Annotated in this window: 18 protein-coding genes; 11 read left to right on the forward strand and 7 right to left on the reverse strand. The window is 63.9% G+C overall.

All coding sequences use genetic code 11. From position 1 onward, the window contains the following. Nucleotides 1–35: 35 nt before the first annotated feature. Nucleotides 36–389, forward strand: coding sequence for a 4a-hydroxytetrahydrobiopterin dehydratase (locus SH412_RS04945; RefSeq protein ID WP_336522403.1), 354 nt, complete (start codon nucleotides 36–38; stop codon nucleotides 387–389). 91 nt (nucleotides 390–480) lie between these two features. Here the strand turns inward: SH412_RS04945 and SH412_RS04950 are convergent, their stop codons facing one another. After that, the gene (locus tag SH412_RS04950) at nucleotides 481–1203 is read right to left on the reverse strand and encodes an endonuclease/exonuclease/phosphatase family protein (RefSeq protein WP_336522404.1); all 723 of its coding nucleotides are present in this window, start codon (nucleotides 1201–1203) and stop codon (nucleotides 481–483) included. Between the two features lie 224 nt (nucleotides 1204–1427). Here SH412_RS04950 and SH412_RS04955 point away from each other — a divergent pair, with 224 nt between their 5' ends. The 4 genes from SH412_RS04955 (at nucleotide 1428) to SH412_RS04970 (ending at nucleotide 5655) form a co-directional block, all read left to right on the forward strand. After that, entirely contained in the window at nucleotides 1428–2228 is an 801-nt protein-coding gene (locus SH412_RS04955) for an endonuclease/exonuclease/phosphatase family protein (RefSeq protein ID WP_336522405.1), read from the forward strand. A gap of 146 nt (nucleotides 2229–2374) precedes the next feature. Next, the gene (locus SH412_RS04960; RefSeq protein ID WP_336522406.1) at nucleotides 2375–3250 is read left to right on the forward strand and encodes an HAD family hydrolase; all 876 of its coding nucleotides are present in this window, start codon (nucleotides 2375–2377) and stop codon (nucleotides 3248–3250) included. Nucleotides 3251–3307: 57 nt separating this feature from the next. Next, complete coding sequence (locus tag SH412_RS04965) at nucleotides 3308–4396, forward strand: bifunctional heptose 7-phosphate kinase/heptose 1-phosphate adenyltransferase (RefSeq protein WP_336522407.1); 1089 nt, start codon at nucleotides 3308–3310, stop codon at nucleotides 4394–4396. A 62-nt stretch (nucleotides 4397–4458) separates the two neighbouring features. Continuing rightward, nucleotides 4459–5655, forward strand: coding sequence for a class I SAM-dependent rRNA methyltransferase (locus tag SH412_RS04970; RefSeq protein WP_336522408.1), 1197 nt, complete (start codon nucleotides 4459–4461; stop codon nucleotides 5653–5655). 15 nt (nucleotides 5656–5670) lie between these two features. Here SH412_RS04970 and SH412_RS04975 read toward each other — a convergent pair whose 3' ends face one another. The 3 genes from SH412_RS04975 to SH412_RS04985 form a co-directional block, all read right to left on the reverse strand. Further along, nucleotides 5671–6513, reverse strand: coding sequence for a GGDEF domain-containing protein (locus tag SH412_RS04975; protein WP_336522409.1), 843 nt, complete (start codon nucleotides 6511–6513; stop codon nucleotides 5671–5673). A 182-nt stretch (nucleotides 6514–6695) separates the two neighbouring features. Further along, the gene (locus tag SH412_RS04980; RefSeq protein WP_336522410.1) at nucleotides 6696–7175 is read right to left on the reverse strand and encodes a hypothetical protein; all 480 of its coding nucleotides are present in this window, start codon (nucleotides 7173–7175) and stop codon (nucleotides 6696–6698) included. After that, nucleotides 7172–7543: a Minf_1886 family protein gene (locus SH412_RS04985; protein ID WP_336522411.1), complete on the reverse strand. Its 372-nt coding sequence runs from the start codon at nucleotides 7541–7543 to the stop codon at nucleotides 7172–7174. Before SH412_RS04985 ends, SH412_RS04980 begins: the two co-directional genes overlap by 4 nt. Nucleotides 7544–7927: 384 nt before the next feature. Between SH412_RS04985 and guaA the strand changes: the two genes are divergently transcribed. Then, complete coding sequence (gene guaA / locus SH412_RS04990; protein WP_336522412.1) at nucleotides 7928–9520, forward strand: glutamine-hydrolyzing GMP synthase; 1593 nt, start codon at nucleotides 7928–7930, stop codon at nucleotides 9518–9520. A 333-nt stretch (nucleotides 9521–9853) separates the two neighbouring features. On the opposite strand, the gene ychF is transcribed toward guaA, so the two are convergent. Both ychF and SH412_RS05000 read right to left on the reverse strand, forming a co-directional pair. Continuing rightward, the gene (gene ychF, locus SH412_RS04995) at nucleotides 9854–10945 is read right to left on the reverse strand and encodes a redox-regulated ATPase YchF (RefSeq protein WP_336522413.1); all 1092 of its coding nucleotides are present in this window, start codon (nucleotides 10943–10945) and stop codon (nucleotides 9854–9856) included. 383 nt (nucleotides 10946–11328) lie between these two features. Continuing rightward, the gene (locus tag SH412_RS05000; protein ID WP_336522414.1) at nucleotides 11329–12759 is read right to left on the reverse strand and encodes an AAA family ATPase; all 1431 of its coding nucleotides are present in this window, start codon (nucleotides 12757–12759) and stop codon (nucleotides 11329–11331) included. A 119-nt stretch (nucleotides 12760–12878) separates the two neighbouring features. On the opposite strand from SH412_RS05000, the gene SH412_RS05005 reads away from it, so the two are divergent. Next, entirely contained in the window at nucleotides 12879–14114 is a 1236-nt protein-coding gene (locus SH412_RS05005) for an ABC transporter permease (protein ID WP_336522415.1), read from the forward strand. 897 nt (nucleotides 14115–15011) lie between these two features. Here SH412_RS05005 and SH412_RS05010 read toward each other — a convergent pair. Continuing rightward, entirely contained in the window at nucleotides 15012–16049 is a 1038-nt protein-coding gene (locus SH412_RS05010) for a site-2 protease family protein (RefSeq protein ID WP_336522416.1), read from the reverse strand. 468 nt (nucleotides 16050–16517) lie between these two features. Here SH412_RS05010 and SH412_RS05015 point away from each other — a divergent pair, with 468 nt between their 5' ends. From SH412_RS05015 to SH412_RS05030, 4 genes are all read left to right on the forward strand, one after another. After that, nucleotides 16518–16754: a small basic protein gene (locus SH412_RS05015; RefSeq protein WP_336522417.1), complete on the forward strand. Its 237-nt coding sequence runs from the start codon at nucleotides 16518–16520 to the stop codon at nucleotides 16752–16754. 252 nt (nucleotides 16755–17006) lie between these two features. Further along, nucleotides 17007–18788: a GH3 auxin-responsive promoter family protein gene (locus SH412_RS05020; protein WP_336522418.1), complete on the forward strand. Its 1782-nt coding sequence runs from the start codon at nucleotides 17007–17009 to the stop codon at nucleotides 18786–18788. A 20-nt stretch (nucleotides 18789–18808) separates the two neighbouring features. Then, on the forward strand, nucleotides 18809–19111 hold the full coding sequence (locus tag SH412_RS05025; protein WP_336522419.1) for a DUF167 domain-containing protein: 303 nt from the start codon (nucleotides 18809–18811) through the stop codon (nucleotides 19109–19111). Between the two features lie 168 nt (nucleotides 19112–19279). After that, the gene (locus SH412_RS05030; RefSeq protein WP_336522420.1) at nucleotides 19280–20539 is read left to right on the forward strand and encodes a tetratricopeptide repeat protein; all 1260 of its coding nucleotides are present in this window, start codon (nucleotides 19280–19282) and stop codon (nucleotides 20537–20539) included. The last annotated feature ends 158 nt before the right edge of the window (nucleotides 20540–20697 follow it).

Here is a 20697-nt window from a genome sequence, read left to right on the forward strand (position 1 = left end):
AGAGAATTCGTCGGTTGTGTCGAAGGGAGGCTGTCATGTCGGCGTGTGAACTGACTGCGAAACGTTGCGTTCCGTGCGAAGGGGGCGTTCCGAAGCTGACGCCGGAGGAGGCGGGCGGATTGCTGGCGAGCGTTCCCGGCTGGTCGATCGTGCACAATGGCGAGCGGATCCGGCGGGAGTGGACGGTCAAGCATTTCCGGGCGGGGATGGCGTTCTTCAACCGCGTTACGGAAGTGGCCGAGAGCGAGGGGCATCACCCCGATCTGCACCTTGTCGGTTACCGGAACGTGGCGATCGAGATCTGGACGCACGCGATCGGCGGCTTGTCCGAGAACGATTTCATCCTGGCGGCGAAGATCGATCAGTTGCCGGTGGAATTGAAGAGCTGACGGGTGGGGGCACCGAGTCTTTGGCAGGACGGGATGTTGGCGTTGGAATTCTTCAGGACGCAGTCCTGGAACCGATCGCCGAAGACTTGGCCTATTCGGCTTTCTTCACTGAGAAATCGATGATCAGCGGCAGATGATCCGACGCGTCGCGAGTCAGCTTGGTCTGCGCGACACGGGCATGTTCGATCTGGACCTTCCTGCAGCAGAAGGCTTTGTCGAGCGAACCCATTGGCAGGTACGCCGGGAATGAGCGAAAGCGTGAGGCCGGCGCGGTGACGTGGTGAAAGCCGTGGACGGCGAACGGTCCGTTGGCGAGCGTGTTCCGCCAGTCGTTGCTGTCGCCGATGATCAACGTCGGGAGGGCTGCGGACTGTCGAAACAGGTGGTGTTCGAGGAACCGTCGGACCTGCCAGTGGCGCTCGACTTCGGCGAGGCCGAGGTGCCAGTTGACGATCCGGACCGGCCCTTCGGGGGTTTCGACGATCGCCAGTTGACCGCCGCGCGGCTTCCGCGATCGGAGGGTCAGCGAAATCTGATGCTGTTCGAGGAACGGCCAGCGGCTGAGCATCAGGTTTCCGTACCCCCCTTCTTTCAGCTTGACGTTGAGCTGATAGAGTTTGTTGACGGCGTTCAACTGCTCGGCGAGGAGTTCGGGCTGGTTGTGGTGCCGCGAGCGAGCGACGTTCCGGTCGACTTCCTGGAGGCAGATGAAGTCGGGGGCTTCGTGCTGGATGACACCGACGATTCGCTCCAGGCGATAGCGACGGTCGCGTCCGCCGATTCCCTTATGAATGTTGTAGCTGAGTATCCGCATGGCGCTCCAGCATCCTGCCGTGATCGGCGCGGCTGCTCGTGAGCCGAACGCCGACGGGTCTGAATCTATTCAAGGCTGCGCGTCGTTTTCCGGCAAGTCTGACTTCGGAGGAATTTCGAGGCCGTTGCCGTTTGGAGATTGCAGGGTTGCCGTAGACTCTGCGAAATTGATGACGGCGTTTCCTGCCGAATTCACGTCGATCGGATGGCGCGAGAGGGCGATTCATGTTGCGTTTACTGCTGGCCGCTCCGCTGGTGACGTTTTTGATCGGCGACCTTGCCGCGCAGGCTCCGGTCCGGACCTTGCGAGTGGTGACGTATAATATTCATCACGGGCTGGGGACCGATCAGGAATTGAATCTCGGGCGGATTGCGGAGGTGCTGAGGGCGGCTCGACCGGACATTGTGTCGCTGCAGGAGGTCGACGTCCGGACGCGGCGGACGTATCGCGAGGACCAGGCGGCTGCGCTCGGAACTCAGCTCGGCATGTACGTCGGCTTCGGAAAGGCCATCACGTACGACGAGGGGGACTTCGGCAATTGCATCCTGTCGAAGGCGCCGATCGAAGAGTTTCAGGCTTATCCGCTGACGACGATTGCGGGGCACGAGGCCCGTTGTGTGGCCGTTGCCCGGATTCGAATTGGCGGAATCGGACCGCAGATTCAGTTTCTGTCGACGCACCTCGACCACGCCTTGGAAGGGGTTCGCATGGATCAGGCCCATTCGCTGGGAAAGGTCATGTCCAGGCTGCCGCGGCAGCCGATGATTCTGGCGGGCGACATGAACGCGGCGCCAGATTCAAAGACGCTGCGCCGGCTTCTGGGTTCCTGGACTGACAGCGGCCCGGAGAAGGGCGGATTCACGTTCCCGGCGGTCAACCCGTCCTCCCGGATCGACTACATCCTGTACCGGAACGCTCCCGGCTGGAAAATCCGGGAGCAGCAAGTGATCGACCAGACGGTCGCTTCGGATCATCGACCGGTGTTGACGGTCTTTGAGTTCCCGGACACGCCCGAGAATCGATAGCGAATTTTCCCGGGGTGGAGGCATCGGCAAGAGCCCGACGCCTCGATGGGCATTGCAGGTTCCACAGGATCGAGCAGGCTGGGAAGTCCCGTCGGAACGTCTTATACTGCTTGCGGTTTCGCCCGCAAGGACAGGATTGCGTCCGTATGAACCCCGCCCTCGCCGCCCGCCATTCCGAGGCCCCGCCGCGGCATCGACAGTTGCCTGCTCCCGCGATCCATATTCGGCCTGCTCCCCCGGAACGACGACCGCGCTGCATCGTGTTTGACTTTGACGGCACGCTGAGCCTGCTGCGGGCCGGCTGGGCCGACATCATGATTCCGCAAATGCTCGACGAGCTCCTGCCGCTACCCGGCACGACCGAAACGGCGGACGAGCTGGAGCCGACGATTCGCGAGGCCATTCTCAACCACAACGGCCGGCCGACCGTTTACCAGATGATGTTTCTGGCCGACCAGGTCCGGCAGCGCGGCGGGGTTCCTCAGTCGGCGGAAGCTTATACGGCCGAGTTTGTTCGCCGTCTGACTCTGCAGAGCGAAACCCGGTGCGAAGCGATTCGTTCCGGGGCCGGGCGCCCGGACGACTACCTGGTTCCTGGGGCGCGCCAGTTGCTGGAAGCTTTCCGCGATCGGGGAGTGCCAATGACTCTGGCGAGCGGGACGGAGGAGATCGCCGTCCGTCGGGAGTCGGCACTGCTGCAGATTGACGAATTCTTTGAGGGTCGCATTCACGGTCCTTCGGACGAGAATCCGCATGCGTTTTCGAAGCTCGCGGTCATGGAGCGATTGAAGGCCGAGCACGGACTCCGGGGCGAAGAGCTGGCGGGGATCGGAGATGGAGCGGTCGAAATCGAGAGTCTGAAGTCGCTCGGCGGTCTCGCCGTCGGGATCGCCAGCGACGAACGCCATCGCAGCGGGGCGCTGGAAGGCTGGAAAGTGCCCCGGCTGCTGTCGGCGGGCGCCGATGCCGTGGTTGGCGACTACCGCGACCTGGAGTCGCTGCTGGCCTGGCTGGGCTGGTAGAGCGGCGCGACGTCTGGGTCTGAGGCGGGCGTAGAGCATGCAACGGGGAATGTCGGAATGCAATTGCCGCGACTTGATGAACTGATTGCGAATTTCTCGCGTCTGCGAGTGGTGGTCGTCGGCGATTTCTCACTCGACAAGCTGCTGCATCTGGATCCGACGCTGGTCGAACGGAGCGAGAACAGCGGCCGGGTGGTCCATCAGGTCGTCGGCATTCGCACGAGCCCCAGCGCGGCGGGGACGGTGGTGAACAACCTGGCCTCGCTGGGTGCGTGCGATCTGCACGTGTTCGGCGTGATCGGCGACGACGGCGAAGGCTACGAGCTCTGCCAGAACCTCCGCAAACTCCGGTGTACGACGGAGGGCCTGCTGCGCTTCCCGGACTACCGCACGCCTGCAGTCATCCGGCCCCTCGATCTGAGCAGCGACGGTTGGACCGGTCGGCATCCCCGGTATGACATCCGCAATCGGATTCCAATTCCCGAAGAAGCGATCGACCGGCTCAGTCGAAATCTGCTTGAAATCCTGCCCGCGGTTGATGCGGTCATCATTATGGATCAGTCCGATCATCCCGACACCGGAGTCATCACTCCGCGGCTGCGAGAAGAGCTCTCTCGCCTGGCGCTGGCCTTTCCGAAGGTGGTCTTCTGGGCGGACAGCCGCCGGAATACGCGGCACTTTCGCAATATCATCGTCAAACCCAACGAATTCGAGGCGGTCGGGCGGTTTCGACCGATCGCCGGCGATGAAGTCCGACTGACGGACCTCAAGGCGGTGTTGCCCCGGCTGCGGAGTGAAACCGGCGCACCGGTCTTTATCACGTTTGGGGAAAAGGGAATTCTGGTCTCCGATCCCACCGGTAAGCTGGTGCCGGGCATTCGCCTCCAGGGGATGCTTGATCCGACCGGCGCTGGGGATACGGCCACGGCGGGGATGGTTCTGGCCTCGGCGGCGGGAGCGACGACCGTCGAAACGGCATTGATGGGAAATCTGGTGGCGGCGACGACGATCAAGCAGATTGGCACGGCCGGAGTCGTGAGGCCCGACCAGTTGCGGGAAGGGCTCCAGCAATGGCAGGAACAGCATCCGCGCGGCGCTGTTGACCTCGACCAGTTGCAGGACATGACTGACATCGACATGAATTGAGTTCCGCCGCGTTTCCTGTACGTCGATTTCGACGTTGATTCTTCAATTCGCGAAAGAGGTCCATGTCTCTCCTGCGGCACCCCGCGACCGCCCCGGTCGCCCTGCGGCTCAGCCGGGATCTGGTCCGGACGATCAAACGAGGGCATCCCTGGGTCTACGCGGAGGCGCTTCGGCAGCTCCCGCCGGCCCCTGCGGGAACATCGGCCATACTGCTCGATCACCGCAAAGGCCAGGAGATCGCTCGGGGACTTTACGATCCGAAGAGCCCGCTGGCGCTGCGAATCTGCTCGACCGATGGCAAACCTCTGGACGATCGCTGGGCCGAACGTCGACTGACGCGGGCCCTGGCCTTGCGCGAGCGATTCATTCGCCCCGATACGACCGGGTATCGATTGGCGCACGGCGAAGGGGATGGGCTGCCCGGGCTGGCGATCGACCGTTACGATCGCGTCCTCGTTCAGAAATTCGACGGCCCGGGGCCGGAGGGCTTCTGGAATGCGGAGGAACTGGCGGGGTGGCTTCGCGATCAGACAGGGGTCGACGCCGTGGTTGGTCGGCGGCGGGAACGCTCGGCGGCCGCGCGCGTGCTGGCGGGGGAGATGCGAAGCCCTGTCGTCCCATTTCTGGAGAATGGAATGCGGTTTACCGCCGACGTCGTTGCGGGCCAGAAGACCGGCTTCTTTCTCGACCAGCGCGACAATCGGGATTTTCTGCGGGGGCTGGTTCGCGGGCAGTCGGTTCTGAACTTGTTTTCATACACGGGTGGCTTTTCGATCGCCGCCGGCGTTGGCGGGGCCTCGCAGGTCACCTCGGTCGATCTGGCGGCTCCCGCCGTCAAAGCCGCCGAGGACCACTGGGCGCTGAATGAGCTTCCTGCCGGCGCTCACGAGGCGGTTGCCGCGGATGCGTTCGAGTACCTCGAAAAGGTGCGAATGGAGAAACGGCGGTGGGATGTGGTCGTAGTCGATCCTCCTTCGTTTGCGCCGTCGCAGGAGAGCGTCACGCGGGCGACGTCGGCCTACCAGAAGCTGTTCTCGGCAGCGATTCGCGTGACTGCGAACGGCGGTCTGCTGGCGGCGGCTTCGTGTTCCAGCCACATCAGCGAAGCCCACTTCATCGGTCTGTGCGAAGAGGCGGTCTCCGACGCCCGGCGGCAGGGGCGGGTGATTACCGTCCGGAGCCAGCCGTCGGATCACCCGTGGCCGCTGGCGCTTCCGGAATTCCGCTATCTGAAGTTCGTCGTGCTGCAGCTCAGTTGAACGGAGGATGGTCCGCTACTGCACCGGCATGCCGAAGTCGCTGGTCTTGCCGCCCGACGCCGGTGCTTCTCGAAAGACGGTGCGGTTCTTGCCCGAACGCTTGGCGGAGTACATCGCGGAATCGACGCGTTGCAGGCAGTTCGCTGGATCGTGATCTCCGGGGGGAAAGGTCACCGCTCCTGCGCTGACCGTCACGCCCGGAAAGTCGTCCGCCAGTTCGAGACGAATGGTGGCCCAGACCCGTTCGAGGACCATTTCAGCCTCGGAGCGTCCGGCCTCGGAGAGAATCAGCACGAATTCGTCTCCCGCCAGGCGGCTGACGAGGTCGTAGATCCGGACCGAACGTCGAAACGCATCCGCCAGCCGCCGTAGCAGTTCGTCGCCGGCGTGATGTCCGTAGTGGTCGTTCAAGGTTTTGAAGCCGTCACAGTCGATCAGGACCAGCGTGAAGGGACGCTGGAAGCGCATCGAGCGGGCGATTTCCGCATCGAGCTGCTCCTCCAGTGCCTGCCGATTCGGGAGGTGCGTCAGCGGGTCGCAGCGGGCGAGTTCGCGTTCGCGCCGCAAAGCCACGGAAACCTGCCCGGACAGGATCGCGAGCACGAGCGCCCCGAGCGTTGCGGTCAGACCGTTCCAGGGATCGTTGATATCGACGGCAACCGCCCTGGTGATGGCGAAGACCGTTACGATGGCCGCCGTCCAGGCGGATCCGGCATACCAGGCGCCGATGGCTGCGGAGACGCACCAGCCGGCGGCGGCAACGTCTCGCGGGACCCCGGAAGTCTCCAGACCGACCAGCCCCGCCAGTGCGGCGCCGATCGCAAGAATTCCGCGGAAGGTGCGTTGCTTGAGAATCATGAAGCCTCAGTCTGCCTGCAACTGCGTTGGATTCACTGCGACCGGCGATAATGAAACACGCCGACGAATTCAACATCCTCGCCAGTCGCCCAACCTCGCTATTTTCGCAAGTCGTCGGGCCGAACGCCATCTCAGAATCTGGTGGAAAGCAGATCGCCGAGGGTCGATAGGGCCAGCCGTCATCACGGATTCAGGATCTGTTCCAGCTCGCGAACGGCAGAGATTGTCGCAGGGTAGCCGATTGGACGAACCTTGGAACCTTCGCGCAGGTCCGGGCCGTCAAAGGCCGGCGGATTCGGGAGGACTCCGCCCGTCAACCGAAAGTCGGCCTTGCCGATCCGCGTCAACGGCAGCAGAACCGGACCTTCTTGCGGAACGCCCTGGAAAGGGAGTTCTCGAATCGTGATCTCGCGCGGAATCATCGGACGTTTCCAGACGCGATCCACCCCGAGGCGCCCTCGCGGAAAATCGAGCCAGCGTCCTTCGACCACGACATCGGCGGCGAGAATCTGCGCTCGGTTGAGCGCTACGGGGTTGGCCGTCTCCACCGCCAGGCCGGCGAGCCACGCGATCCAGCCGATCACGCACACAGCCAGAATCGCTCGCAGCCAGACGGGAGCACTGCTCGCCGGACGATTCGACTCCGGCGTCGATTCCGTCACGACTTGAAGGCCTTGGAGACGTCGAGCTGATAGTTGCGCTGGAAGGCGTCCTCGAAGTCATAGACGCCGCAGAAGTCCGCGAGCTGATCGCGTTCGGTTTTGCGCATGTCGCCGCGTTCGATGAGTTCGAACACGATCCGTCCGAAGTCGTCGGTGCTGGTCACGCCCCAGGAGCGAAACACGACCGGAGCCATCATGCCGAACTGCTTGAGACCGAGAATCCGGACGCCGTCGAGCAATTCGGGACCGGAGATGTGAGCAGAGTCATCGTCAGACTCGCCCGAGCCGATCCGCCCCAGTTCATCCTGAGCCACGCGCAGCGCCTCTGAAATAAACAGGTACGCCTGCGGGGCGTACTTCAGTCGCATACGGGGAGTACGTTTTGTGATGCTCATGTCGTCTGGACAGATACCACCGCCGTTGACGAAACTTCGGACCTGGCAGTTCCGCGCGTCACGGCCGGTTTGACGCACGGAGACTCGCGAGACCCGCTCAGAAGAATCGATGAAGATTCTTCACCCAAGTCGACTATACACCGCATTCCCAATCGAGCGGAAGGGAACTTGCCCTCCGGGAACCGGAAGTCTGGCGGTGGAAACGAATCAGCCGATTCCTACCGGTGGACAGGCTTTCCAGCGAATCGGACGCCAGCGGCAGATTTGGCAGTCGGCGTCGGCGCGGATACACTGGCAGTTTCCCCCACCGGTCGCCCGCGGACCGGCCGTTTTGTTTCCGGTCATTGGAAAACGACAGTGACGAACCCGTCCGCCCCCGGCAATCAGTACCGCGGCTTTGTCGATCCCACTCAGGAAGAGCTGGTGCTCGTCCTGGACTTTGGCGGCCAGACGGCCCAGCTCATTGCCCGCCGAGTCCGCGACCAGAACGTCTTCTGCCAGCTCGTCCGGCACGATCTGTCCTGCGACAGAATTCGCGAGCTCAATCCGAAGGGACTGATCCTGTCGGGTGGGCCGGCCAGCGTTTACGGCAAGCAGGCGCCGAAGGTCGATCCTGCCATCTTCGAACTCGGAATTCCGATTCTCGGCATCTGCTACGGCCTGCACCTCATCTGCGAAGCCGAAGGGGGCTCGGTGCTGCCTGGCACGACGCGGGAATTCGGTCGGACGGTCTGCCGCGTCACGGAAGCCGGGCAGCTCTTCGACGGACTCCCTCCCGAGACGACGGTCTGGATGAGTCACGGGGATCAGGTTGAAGACCTGGCGGCGAACTTCGTTTCGCTGGCCCGCACCGATACTTGTCCGAATGCAGCCGTGAAGCACCTCCGCAAGCCGATCTACGGGCTGCAGTTCCACCCGGAAGTCACTCACTCCGAACATGGCGGCCAGCTCCTGGCCAACTTCGTCAAGAACGTCTGCGGCTGTCGAGGCACCTGGAAGATCAGCTCGCTGATCGAACGGGAAGTCCAGACGATCCGCGAGCGCGTCGGCAACCGCCGCGTCATCTGCGGCCTGTCGGGGGGCGTCGATTCATCCGTGACCGCGGCGATTCTCTACAAGGCCATCGGCACGCAGCTCTCGTGTATCTTCGTCGACAACGGCATGCTCCGCAAAGGGGAGTCGGACCGGGTCCGCGACCGCTTCCAGAACCATTTCCGCACCGATCTGCACGTCGTCGACGCCCGCAAGCAGTTCCTCGATGAGCTGGCGGGGGTGAGCGAACCGCAGCAGAAACGGAAAATCATCGGCCGGGTCTTCATTGACGTCTTCCGCAAAGAGGCCGAGTCGATCGAGAATGCGCATTTCCTGGCGCAGGGGACGCTCTACCCGGACGTCATCGAATCCGGGGCCAATGGCGACGGCCCGGCGGCGACGATCAAGGCCCACCACAACGTGGGGGGGCTGCCCGAGCAACTGGGCTTCGAGCTGATTGAGCCGCTCCGCGATCTGTTCAAGGACGAAGTCCGCCGGATGGGGCTCGAACTGGGGCTGCCGGAAGAGCTGATCTGGCGGCATCCGTTCCCGGGGCCGGGCCTCGCCGTGCGATGCCTGGGAGCTGTCAGCGAAAGCCGGCTCGACACGCTTCGCGAGGCCGATGCGATCGTACTCGAAGAGCTGCGTAAGAGCGGGCTCTACCGGGACGTGCAGCAGGCCTTCGCCGTGCTGCTGCCAGTGCAGTCGGTCGGCGTGATGGGGGACGGCCGGACCTACGAAGACGTGGTCGCCGTGCGGGCCGTCCAGACCGACGACTTCATGACCGCCGACTGGTACCACATTCCGTACGACGTGATCGGCCGGATGTCGACGCGGATTATCAACGAAGTCCGCGGCGTTAACCGGGTGGTCTACGACGTCAGCTCGAAGCCGCCAAGCACGATCGAGTGGGAGTGAGAGAGCCAAGGGCTCAGTGCCAAGAGCCAAGTGAAAGAAAGAGAGCCGGGCGACAACCACCGCCCGGCTCTTGTCTGTCCCTCGTTCCCAGGCTCCCGCCTGGGAACGCCCTCTCCCGAGGCTCCGCCTCGTCTGCCATCCCACCGCCAACGAGGCACCAGCTAGGAGGACGCGGAGCGTCCGAAGACGGCATTCCCAGGCGGAGCCTGGGAACGAGGGGAATAGCGGTGGAGTTGAGAGTTGAAAGTCAGAAAAGAGAGCCGGGCGGCAATCACCGCCCGGCTCTTCTCTTGTCTTCACTAGCCACCAACCACTGCCCACTAGCCACTTCTTCTACACATTGAACAGGAAGTGGCAGATATCCCCGTCCTGCATGACGTAAGTCTTGCCTTCGACTCGGAGCTTGCCGGCGGCGCGGATCTCCTTTTCGCTGCGGTACTTTTCCAGGTCGTCGAGCGTGTAGACCTCGGCCCGGATGAAGCCCCGTTCGAAGTCGGTGTGGATCACCCCGGCGGCCTGCGGCGCGGTGGCGCCGATCGGAATCGTCCAGGCGCGGACTTCTTTCTCCCCGGCGGTAAAGTAGCTGTGGTAGCCCAGCACCCGGTAAGCCTCGCGGGCCAGGGACGCCAGCGCCGGTTCTTTCAGGCCGACGGACGCCAGCATTTCGGCCCGGTCGGTTTCATCGAGCTCGGCGATTTCGGCTTCGAGCTTCGCACAGACGGGGACGACTGAGGCCCCGACCTTCGCGGCGAACTCCCGCACCTGCTGCACCAGCGGGCCCTGGCCTTCGAGGTCGGTTTCGTCGACGTTGGCGACGTAGAGAATCGGCTTGGCGGTCATCAGTCCGAAGCTGGAGACGATTTTAGCTTCGTCTCCCTCGAAGGTCATTTTCCGGAGGGGTTCGTCCGTCTGCAGGTGCGCCATGCACTTCTTGATGACGTCGACGCGGAGCTTGGCTTCCTTGTCGCCGGTCCGGGCGGAGCGTTCGGCTTTCGGGAGAGAATTGTCGAGGGTCTGCATGTCGGCGAGCATCAGCTCGATTTCGATGACTTCAATGTCCGAGACCGGGTTGACCGATCCGGAAACGTGGATCACGTCGGGATCGTCGAAGCAGCGGACCACCTGCAGGATGGCGTCGACTTCGCGAATGTGGCTGAGAAACTTGTTCCCCAGCCCCTGTCCTTCGCTGGCTCCTTTCACAATGCCGGCGATATCGACCAGCTTGATCGCGGCGGGAACCAGCACTTTGGGGACGATGATCTGGCTGATCCGCCGGAGCCGGTCGTCGGGGACGCTGACGACCCCTTCATTCGGCTCGATGGTGCAGAACGGGTAATTCGCGCTCTGGGCGGATTTGGAGCTGGTGAGTGCGTTGAACAAGGTGCTTTTGCCCACGTTGGGCAAACCGACGATACCGGCTTCCATAATGCCGCGACTGCCTTACCACGAGAAATAGACGGAACCTGCGGGCGCACCGCCCCTTGCGGAGACGACGTCCCGAAGGGGAATGTGATAACACACGCCCCCCGCAAAGTCACGCCGGAGGGAGGATCCGCGGGGGGAGTCCCGGATTCCGGAATAAGGCAGGACCACGAATGTCACGAATCGACGCGAATGAAGAAAACGAGTCAAGAGGGCAACCGCGGAGGACACGGAAGGCACTGAAAAAGACCGAACGAAATCGTTCTTGTTTCCGTTTCTCCGTGTCTTTCGTGCCCTCCGTGGTTCCCTTCTTCAATTATTCGTGCGCATTGGTGTCATTCGTGGTTGAATCTTCGTGGAACCTGGAGACTTGGCTTCCGCTGCGACTACTCGCGCGGCGCAAAGCCCGCCAGTCGTCGCGTCAGTTCGCCGTCTCCTGACGTCATTTCGTGCAGGGCGTCCAGAAAGTGGCGGTCGGTGAGGATGGTGGGAGCTTCCTCATCCTCGATCTGTTCCACCGCAATCAACGCCGCCTTCCGGACCAGTTCCTTGATAAACGCCGGGCTGGCGCCGTCGGTTTTCCGCAGCACCGTCTCCCAGTCGTCGATCGCCAGGGTTGAACGGCCGCGGTAGAGCTCGATCAGCCGCTTCCGGCAGTCGTGATCGGGCAGGGGGAAGTGGATCGCCTGGTCGATCCGGCCAGGGCGATTGGCGAGAGCGGGCTCGATCTGGTCGGGCTGATTGGTCGTTAGCAGAAACAGGACTTCCGCGTCGGAATCGAGGCCGTCCATCTCGTTCATGAGCTGGTGCAGCGCCGTGGTCTGAAAGCTCTGGTCCCGGCGGGTAGCGATCAGATCGACGTCTTCCAGGATCAGCATGGCCGGCGAAAGGGAGCGGGCCAGCGAACAGGATTCCTTAATGTTCCAGAGCTGTTCGCCGGTCACCAGAAAGACGGTGACGTCTTTCAGCGAATGGGTCAGCCAGCAGGCGGTCCGGGTCTTGCCGGTGCCGGGCGGGCCGTGGAACAGCAGTCCCCGTTTGACGGAGTGCCCTTCCCGCTTGAGGCGCGGCGCGTGGCGGAAGAAGCCGACGGTGTTCCGCTGAATCATCGTCATCGTCGCCTGGGGCAGGATGATGGCCTCGCCGGAGACCGCGGGCAAGCGGTGAAAGCGGACCTGCCCCCAGCCGGAGTGATCCGAGTAGTCGTCGTCGCTGTGCTGTTTGCTCTCGATGGAGATCACCCGGCCGCGATAGATACTGTGCTGCCGGACCAGCCGGCGGAGCGTATCGAGGCACTCCCCCGCCAGTTCTCGCGTCGCGGCCATGACGTTGAGCGTTGGAGCGGGAACGCCGTAGTTGTAAACGCCGGACAGCAGAATGGCGTAGCGCTGCTCGCCGGCGGCGAGCAGGTAGAGCGGATTGGTGAGGCAGTCCTCGTGGACATCGACGTCGATGTCCACCTGCCGGTAGGAGGGGGCCTGAGGGGCCAGATCGGTCGCTTGCAGCGGCTTGGCGTTGACCGAGAGGACCTCCAGCGTCCCCCCGAACTGCTGCGCATAGGCTTCGATAGCCCGCCGCACGTTGGGGAGATCGAGCGCCGAGAACGAACGACCGACGACGGGAAGCTGCCGGTAGCGCGGGCCGCCGAAGTGCCAGGCCAGCCGCCGGCGAATGCGGCTGTTCCGCCAGCCGACGACGGCCACGGCGGTCAGGCCGATCATCACGGCGGATCCGACGATGACTGCCAGGACGATGTCAGGAAACGGGTCGCCGGGGCGGGCGAGGACCAACGGTAACTCAACGGCAGCAATCGTCATCAGCGAAATCCTCCACAGGCAGAGAGACTCGTCGGGGAGTCCGGTTCGCGCGATGGGTCAACCTACCGGTTCCGACGGGGACTCGGTAGTCTTTGCCATCCGGAACGGAGACCTGCACGATGCGCGGCGCCTGGGACCTGACGCGGAAGGATCTGAAGCTGCTCTCCCGGGACCGGCGGGCAGTGGCTCTGCTGCTGTTTCTGCCGCTGGCGTTCATCGCCATTCTGGGAATGACGACCGGGCAGTTTCTCACCCGTTCGAACGAGTCGCGCCGGCTGACGATCATGGTCGTCAAGCAGACTGACGACCCGCTGGCGGCGCAATTTGTGACGGATCTCGAGCACAATCGCTCGATCGATGTCACCACTGCGTCGGATCTGCCGGCTGCCCGCCAGTCCGTTGAGCGGGGGCAGGCGACGATCGGGCTGGTGATCGGCGCCGACTTTGCGGAGCGCGTTGATGCGCTCGACATCGGCGACATTCTGAACAGCCGCCGGGGACCGCTGGCCGCGGGACTGCCGGCCCTCGATCTGCAGATTCTCAGCCGGCCGGCGACGCTCACGGACGCTGCGTTGCTGGATCGCCTGATCTTCGCCGAGGCGCTGCGGTCGATCCTGCCGACCGTGGCCAGCAAGAACGCCATCGCCCGGCGGTGGGTGAAGTCGCCGGACGAAGACGAAGAGAGCGGAACCACGAAGAGCACGGAAGAAGCCGGCGCTCCAGAAGTGAATCCGTCCGGGGATGTTCAGGGGCAAGCTGTTTACCGGATTCTGGTGCCGGGGTTCACGGTGATGTTCGTCTTTTTTCTGGTCAACATCATGGCCCGGAGCTTTATTGCGGAACGGGACCTGGGGACGCTGCGCCGGCTGCGGCTGGCTCCCTTGTCGACGGTCGACCTGCTGCTCGGGAAGACGATCCCGTTCTTTCTGGTGTCGCTGGCGCAGTGCGGTCTGCTGTTTTTCTGCGGCCGGGTGCTGTTCGGGATGAGCTGGGGGCCGGCGCCGGTCTGGCTGATTCCCGCGATCATCAGTACGTCGCTGGCGGCGACGTCTCTCGGCCTGCTCCTGGCGACGGTCGTGAAGACCGACCAGCAGGTCTCGGCCTACGGAACGTCTCTGGTGCTGATCCTCGGCGGCATCAGCGGCTGCTTTCTGCCACGGGAATGGCTCCCCCCGCTGATGAAATCGCTCAGCCTGGCCACGCCTCACGCCTGGGCGCTGTCGGCCTTCGACGCGGTTCTGGCTCACGAAAGCGTCGACGGCCTGCGGGTGCTGCAATGCTGCGGCGGACTGGCGCTGTTCGCGGCCGTATTCTTCGGGCTCGGTGTGTGGCGGTTTCGGGTTTCGCCGGCGTAGCGAGCCACATCTCTCGACAACAAAGCGATTCCGGGTGGCACGTCCCTGAGTCTTCGAAGGGCGTGTCTTCAAGTTTGTAAAGTCCACCCCCATCGCGATGCCTCTGGAGCGTGCCACCCGACGTTGGCAATCAGCGCCGCCCCGCGCCCGCCCCGGCAACCTATGCCGTCCACGTAAAACAGCCCGTTCGGCGAGACTCTCGGCGTCGCAACTGTCGCACCGCGGCGATGCCTGCAGAACGGCTGAAAATTGTCGCTCGCGCGACGGCATTCCGTCTCGCATCGCGGCAGAGCGCAGAATTGCTGCGTGTCCGGGACAGCAACTCACTGCAGCGAAACGAATTCCTGCAGTCATGCCAGAGCGGCTGTTCTCGCAGACAAGGCCGGTCACCACCTCACTGACGGGAGGTCAACGATGACGCGACGCTGGCGAAACTTTGTGCAGCAGGCGGAGGCCGGTCCGGCCCATCTGCCTCAACCGCCGCCGCACTGACGCCGTGGCGCGACGCGTCGAGTTTTTCCGGACGAGTATGCCGGCGATGAGACCTGCGACGTTCGGCGGACGGGTGGTTTCCGGGGACAGAAATCACTCAGCGCACCGCCGAGGATGCTGTCTCCCGCTGGTGGGTGAGACCGGCTGTGTTTTCCACAGGGGGAGAACACGGTCTGCGATGCGGATGCCGATCGGATTCCTGCTGCTCCTGCAGGAAAAAATCGGCCGCAGAGACGGGCGGTGAGTCCTGGTTTTCCGCGAAACCGGGGCTGGCTGCCAGGGCGTGCGACCGGCAACCCGCGATTCGCGTGGCGGGCCGCTGGCAGCGCCAGGCTCTGCGACAGTTCAGGAACGAGGCCGGGGCGTCAACTGGCGACGCCCCGGCCTCGCTGCATTGGCAGGCGGTCAGACTTCGATTTCGTCGTGCCGCAGGGGCCGACGGGGAAAGGGTTCCGCCTCGGGCGCCGATTGGGCGGGGGCCTCGTCCGGCCCGGTCATCGTGATGGGATTCGGCGTAAATCCGATGATCAGGAACGAGAGGGTCGCCCAACCCAGAACGGCGCGGAACCAGCCGATGCTGACGGAGTCATCGGCCGTCGCGCGGTGTCGGATCCCGAACAGCGAGATCAGCACCAGCATCGGCAGATAGGAGTAATTGCCCGTGAAAAGGATCCACCCTCCGGCTCCGAAGACGATCGCCTGTGCGACTCCATGCGCCCGGCGACCGATCAACGTGTAGAGGATGTGTCCGCCGTCGAGCTGACCGATCGGGAACAGATTCAGCGCGGTGATGAAAACCCCCAACCAGCCGGCATGCAGCAGCGGATTGAGCTGCACGTCGAACCCTTCCGGCTTCGGGCCAAGGATCCATTCCGCCATCCAGGTCAACAGGAGCGGGTCGCCCAGGGTCATCGTTCCCACCCCCTGGAATTGCTCGATGACGATATACTTGGCCTGCGAAAGCCCGAGGTAGAGAATTGGAATCGTTGCGACGAGCCCCGCCAGGGGGCCGGAGATGGCGACGTCGAAGATCTGCCGCCGATTGCCGATTCCCGCCTGCTGGACGATCACGGCGCCCATTGTCCCGAAGGGGATCAGCGGCATCGGAATAAACAGCGGGGGAAGAGCGGGGATGCGATAGCGCAACGACTGAAGGTAATGCCCGAGCTCGTGGCAGAGCAGGATGGTCATGACTCCGGCTGAATACTCGAGTCCGGCCTGAAACCAGCCGCCGAAGTCCGTCTTCGGATCTCGACCAAACAGGGTGGCGCCCACGAAGAAGGTCGTCAGGCAGGTGGCGGCGAACAATCCCAGCGACAGGCCGTAGAAGTGGGGGGCAATCCGCACTTGCGGAACTCGGGCTTCGCTGTCCGCAGCCCACTCGGTGATCGGGATCGGGCGAGTTTCGGGTCGTTCGGGAAAAACGTCGGAGTCCGCAGACATGCCGGGTCCTGTTTCATGTCCGCTGCACCGCAGCGGGATTGTGCGGAGGATGCTGGGGAGAAATCGCTCTGCGGGCATTCTACGTCCGGTTCCCCTGCCGGCCCATGCCTGAACCCGAACCCGCAAGATGTCTGAGACGCCAGTGTCGCCACAAGCCTTTTCGGGGGAACGTGTTAAGGCTCGCTTTCGGCGAATTTCGACGGGTGCGATCCGCCGCGCCGCGGTTGCTGAGTGAATGTCGGCCCGTTGTCTTGCAAACGACGCGGGGGGAATCTAGCATCTGGGGTTCCGTCGCGGATTCGTCCGCGACGGGTGTTTTTGCGGGATCTGTGAACTTGCGAACACACTTCCTGCCGCATTTGGAATATCCGGCTGGGCGATCAGCCGCAGAATCTTGACAAATTGACGCGCCGGGCGCGGGGCACGCCGCCTCGATTTACCGGCCCTTGGATTGCGGGAGCAGTTGACGTGACGATCGACAAGAGCCTGAAGCGGAAGGGGCGTCTGGCCCGTACCCGCAACGTGTTGCAGCGACACGAGCGGATCGCCCAGATGAAGACCGATGAGAAGTGGGTCGAGGGAACCGGTCCGTTCGGGCTGCCCAAATTGCGGATCGTGAAGCTTGTCGTCGGCAAGAAGAAAAAGAAAAAGACCGCAGAACCGGGCGGTAAGGACGATAAGAAGAAGGCCGCCAAGAAGAAGTAGGCGGACGACTCGTCGCACACGGCAGCCGACGGTTCGTCCTCTGCTGCTGATTCGCTCAAAGCCTTGGTGGTCCGGAAACCAACTGTTTCCCTGCCGCCAGGGCTTTGTTGCATTGGTGCGGGTCCGCGGACGGGCGGATTCGCACTGCCATGCAACGGCCGCTGCAGACCGTGGCGAAGGAAGGATCCTTCGTGGTTTGCGCTGGCGTCGGGGAGGCGCAACGCGCACAACCTGGGCCAGGGACGGTACCTCATGCTGCGAGCTCTCCGCGGAATCGGCGGGGCATTGCCCCGTTATCGGACCCGCCGCCACCTGCAGGCGTTTCTGGCCAGCACGCGTCGCTGCCGGGAGACCCAGGCCGCGACGCTGGCACAGATTTTGACGCTGAACGCCGCCAGCGACTTCTCCCGCGAACGGGGACTGACCGGCTCGCTGACGGCCGCCGAGTTCCGTCGCCGGATTCCGGTTGGCGACTTCGAAACGGTCCGGCCGTACGTGGAGCGACTGAAGACCGGCGAATTCTCGGCTCTGCTGGGACCGCAGAACCGGCTGCTGATGTTCACGCTCAGCAGCGGGACGACGGCCGAAAGCAAGTACATCCCGATTACGGATCAGTTCCTGAAGTCCTATCGCCACGGCTGGCAGTCGTGGGGCATCTGCGCGATGGACGCGCACCGGAAACTGCATCAGCAGGACATCCTGCAACTGGCAAGCGACTACGATCAGTTCCGGACTCCCGCCGGCACCCCCTGCGGCAACATCAGCGGGCTGGTCGGCGCCATGCAGAGCCCCGTCGTGCGGCTGATGTACGCCGCCCCGCAGGAGATCACGAAACTCACCGAGCCCGAGGCCAAACAGTACGCGACGCTGCGGATTGCGGCGATGAACCGTCATGTCGGGCTGGTGATGACCGCCAATCCCAGCACGCTCATTCAGATCGCCCGGCTGGCAGATCGGGAGCGACAGACGCTGATCCGCGACATCGCCGACGGGACGCTGGATCGCCGTTTCGATCTGGGGGAGGCGATACCGCCGGGGCTCCGGCGGCGACTGACGCGCCGCGACCGCGTCCGTGCGAAGGAACTGGAACGAGCCGTCGAACAGACCGGGCATTTGTATCCGCGCGACATCTGGCCCGAACTGACGCTGGCCGGCGTCTGGACCGGCGGCAGCGTCGGGGCCTATCTGGAAACGATGCGCCCGCTGTATGGCAATATCCCCGTTCGTGACCACGGACTGTCGGCCAGCGAAGGGCGCATGACGATTCCGCTGCAGGACGAAACGTCGGCCGGAATCCTGGACATCGGCTCGCATTACTTCGAGTTCATCCCCGAGGAAGAACACGGGAAACCGGATCCGCTGGTTCTGGAAGCGCACGAACTGGAGGCGGGGCGGAACTACTTTATCCTGCTGACCACGGTCTCGGGGTTGTACCGGTACGATATCCGCGATGTCGTCCGCTGCAGCGGATACCACGAAACGACGCCCCTGCTGGAATTCCTGCACAAGGGGGCGCATATCGCCAACATCACGGGCGAAAAACTCTCCGAATCGCAGGTTGTCTCCGCCGTGAAAACGATTACTCAGCGACGGCAGGTGGACTTGGGCCACTTTACCGTCTCGCCGGTCTGGGGCGATCCGCCGCGGTATCGAATGCATCTGGAGTCGGTCCACATGCCGGACGATGCGGTGTGGCAGTCGATTCTGCGGGACGTCGACACGGAGCTGCAGCGGTTGAACTGCGAGTACCACGAAAAGCGGAAAACGGCCCGCCTGGAACCTCTCGACGGCCAGTTGCTGCCGCCGGGGACCTGGCACACGTTCGCGCGCAGCCGGCAGAACCGGCTGGGTGGCAGCGTCGAGCAGTACAAGCATCCCTGCCTGCTGCCGGACCTGCAGTTCAGCGAACGGCTGTGGCGCGACCATGCGCTGCCGCTGATGCAGAATGAATCGACCGTCCGGCGGCCGCACTTTCTGGGGGGGAGACGCGGTTCGCTCGCAACGGCGAACGACGAACTGCAGGACGCCTCTTGAACTGCGGGAGTGAGGCTGAAATGTGCGGCGTCGAACTGACCGCCGATCGCGACGGCGTACTGCTGCCGGTGCATGCACAGCCCGGAGCGAGGCGCAACGGGATCGTCGGCGTACACGCCGGCCGGCTGAAAGTCGCCGTGACGCAGGCGCCGGAAAAGGGAAAGGCCAACGACGCAATCATCGCAGTGCTCGCGGACGACCTCGCACTGAAACGGAGCCAGATCTCCCTGGCCTCGGGGCCCACGAACAGCCGCAAGGTCTTTCGCGTCCGCGATCTGACCGTCGACGAGCTGGCGGAGCGAATTGCGAGTTGCCTGGGATAGCTGGCATCCCATTGGCCTCAATGGCTCCCGCTCCGTGACGTCGACACAAAATCGAAGTCGTCGAATCCTGAGATTCGCCGCCCGGCCGGCAGCCGCTCCTTGAAACGGACGAACGGGAGCCGGACAATGCAGGGGTGTTCTACAGCCCCCCGGGCCGGGAGTCGAGTCATGCGACCAGTTGGCGCCTTCGGGATCTTTTGTCTGGTGCTGTCGAGTCTGCCGGACGTCGCACTGGCACAGCGTTCGACCCGACCACATCCCTACGGCGGCGGCGAGAGCGCCTATCGCTACCAGCGAAACTATGGCAGCCCGAACTACGGCGGCTACGGCCCGGCCAGCCCCGCTCAGTCGTTCGTTATCGGTGGGGCCTACCCGGTCTACGGTCCGGGACTCTATGCCCCTTACGCGCCGTACGGTTCCTACTATGGTTCCAGTTTCGGCTTGAGCGGCGGTTACTGGTTCGGGGCCGGGCCGAGCAACTTCTGGTACGGCCCCGCCGGTCCAGTCGCGTTCGGCGTGCCGGGCTACGGGGCGAACTCATACACCTACATTGCCGGCGGTTATCCCGGCAGCCTCTACGTGCCGACGACAGTCGATCCGGGACTGGCGGGGCTTCCAGCCGCAGAGAACCCGCTGCTGGCGGATGCCTGGCGAGAGAATCTGCAGCGCTGGCAGCAGCCGTTGCCCCAAGTAGACCCGCGGCCCGATTCCACCCAGCGGCCGGCCATGCCATCGACCGCCGAAGGACGTCGTCGGAGCCTGCAGGCGCGGTTGCTGGGCGATGAGCGCCTGCGTCAGCAGCAATGGGGGCTGGCGGCGGAGCGTTATCGGCGGGCGGTCGAAACCGCGGACGATCAGGCGGACAACCACATTCGCCTCGGCGTGGCGCTGGCGGCTCAGAATCAACTGGAACTGGCGAGTCGGGAGTTTCGACGGGCAGTCTTTGTCGACCGCCAGATCGCGCAGACAGCGCCCCGGCTGTCCGAACTGCTGGGGCCGGACAGTGATCTCGTTCGATTGTCGCTGATTTCGCGGCTGACGAGCTGGGTCGATGAGGATATTCGCAACCCCGATCGCCTGTGGGTGCTGGGTGTCATGCTGCATCTCAACGACGACCCGCGGGCCGCCGAAATTCTGGAGGCCGGTTACCGCCTGGCGGGCGGGGGGGACTATTTTCTGGCGTTTGTGAATCCAGCGCCCGCGGCGGCGGGGCCGGCGCTCCCCGCAGCCCCTGCTCCCGCAGCCGGTCTCGGACCGAAGGTGATTGAGATCGCGCCGCCGGCCCGACCGGGGCTGGAGCCCCCTCCCCTGCCGGGAATCGTTCCCGAGGCGGAACTGCCCCCGGCGCCGGCCCCGGCGGAGATTCCTCGGGTTCCCGCAAATCCGCGGCCGGCCGGCGTCGATCGACTGCCGCCATTGCCGCGTTGAACGCCATAACCCGAATATTCCGCGTCTTCGGGCCGTGAAGTCGTGTTGGGTGACGAGTTCGGGATTGTGTCCCCAGCAGGCTTCGGACGAAAATCGACGCGTTCGTCGGGTCGCCGTCTGACTGGCGATGCAGCGACTTCAACTGCCGTCGAAGGGCT

It is taken from the genome of Planctellipticum variicoloris (assembly GCF_030622045.1).
GTDB lineage: Bacteria > Planctomycetota > Planctomycetia > Planctomycetales > Planctomycetaceae > Planctellipticum > Planctellipticum variicoloris.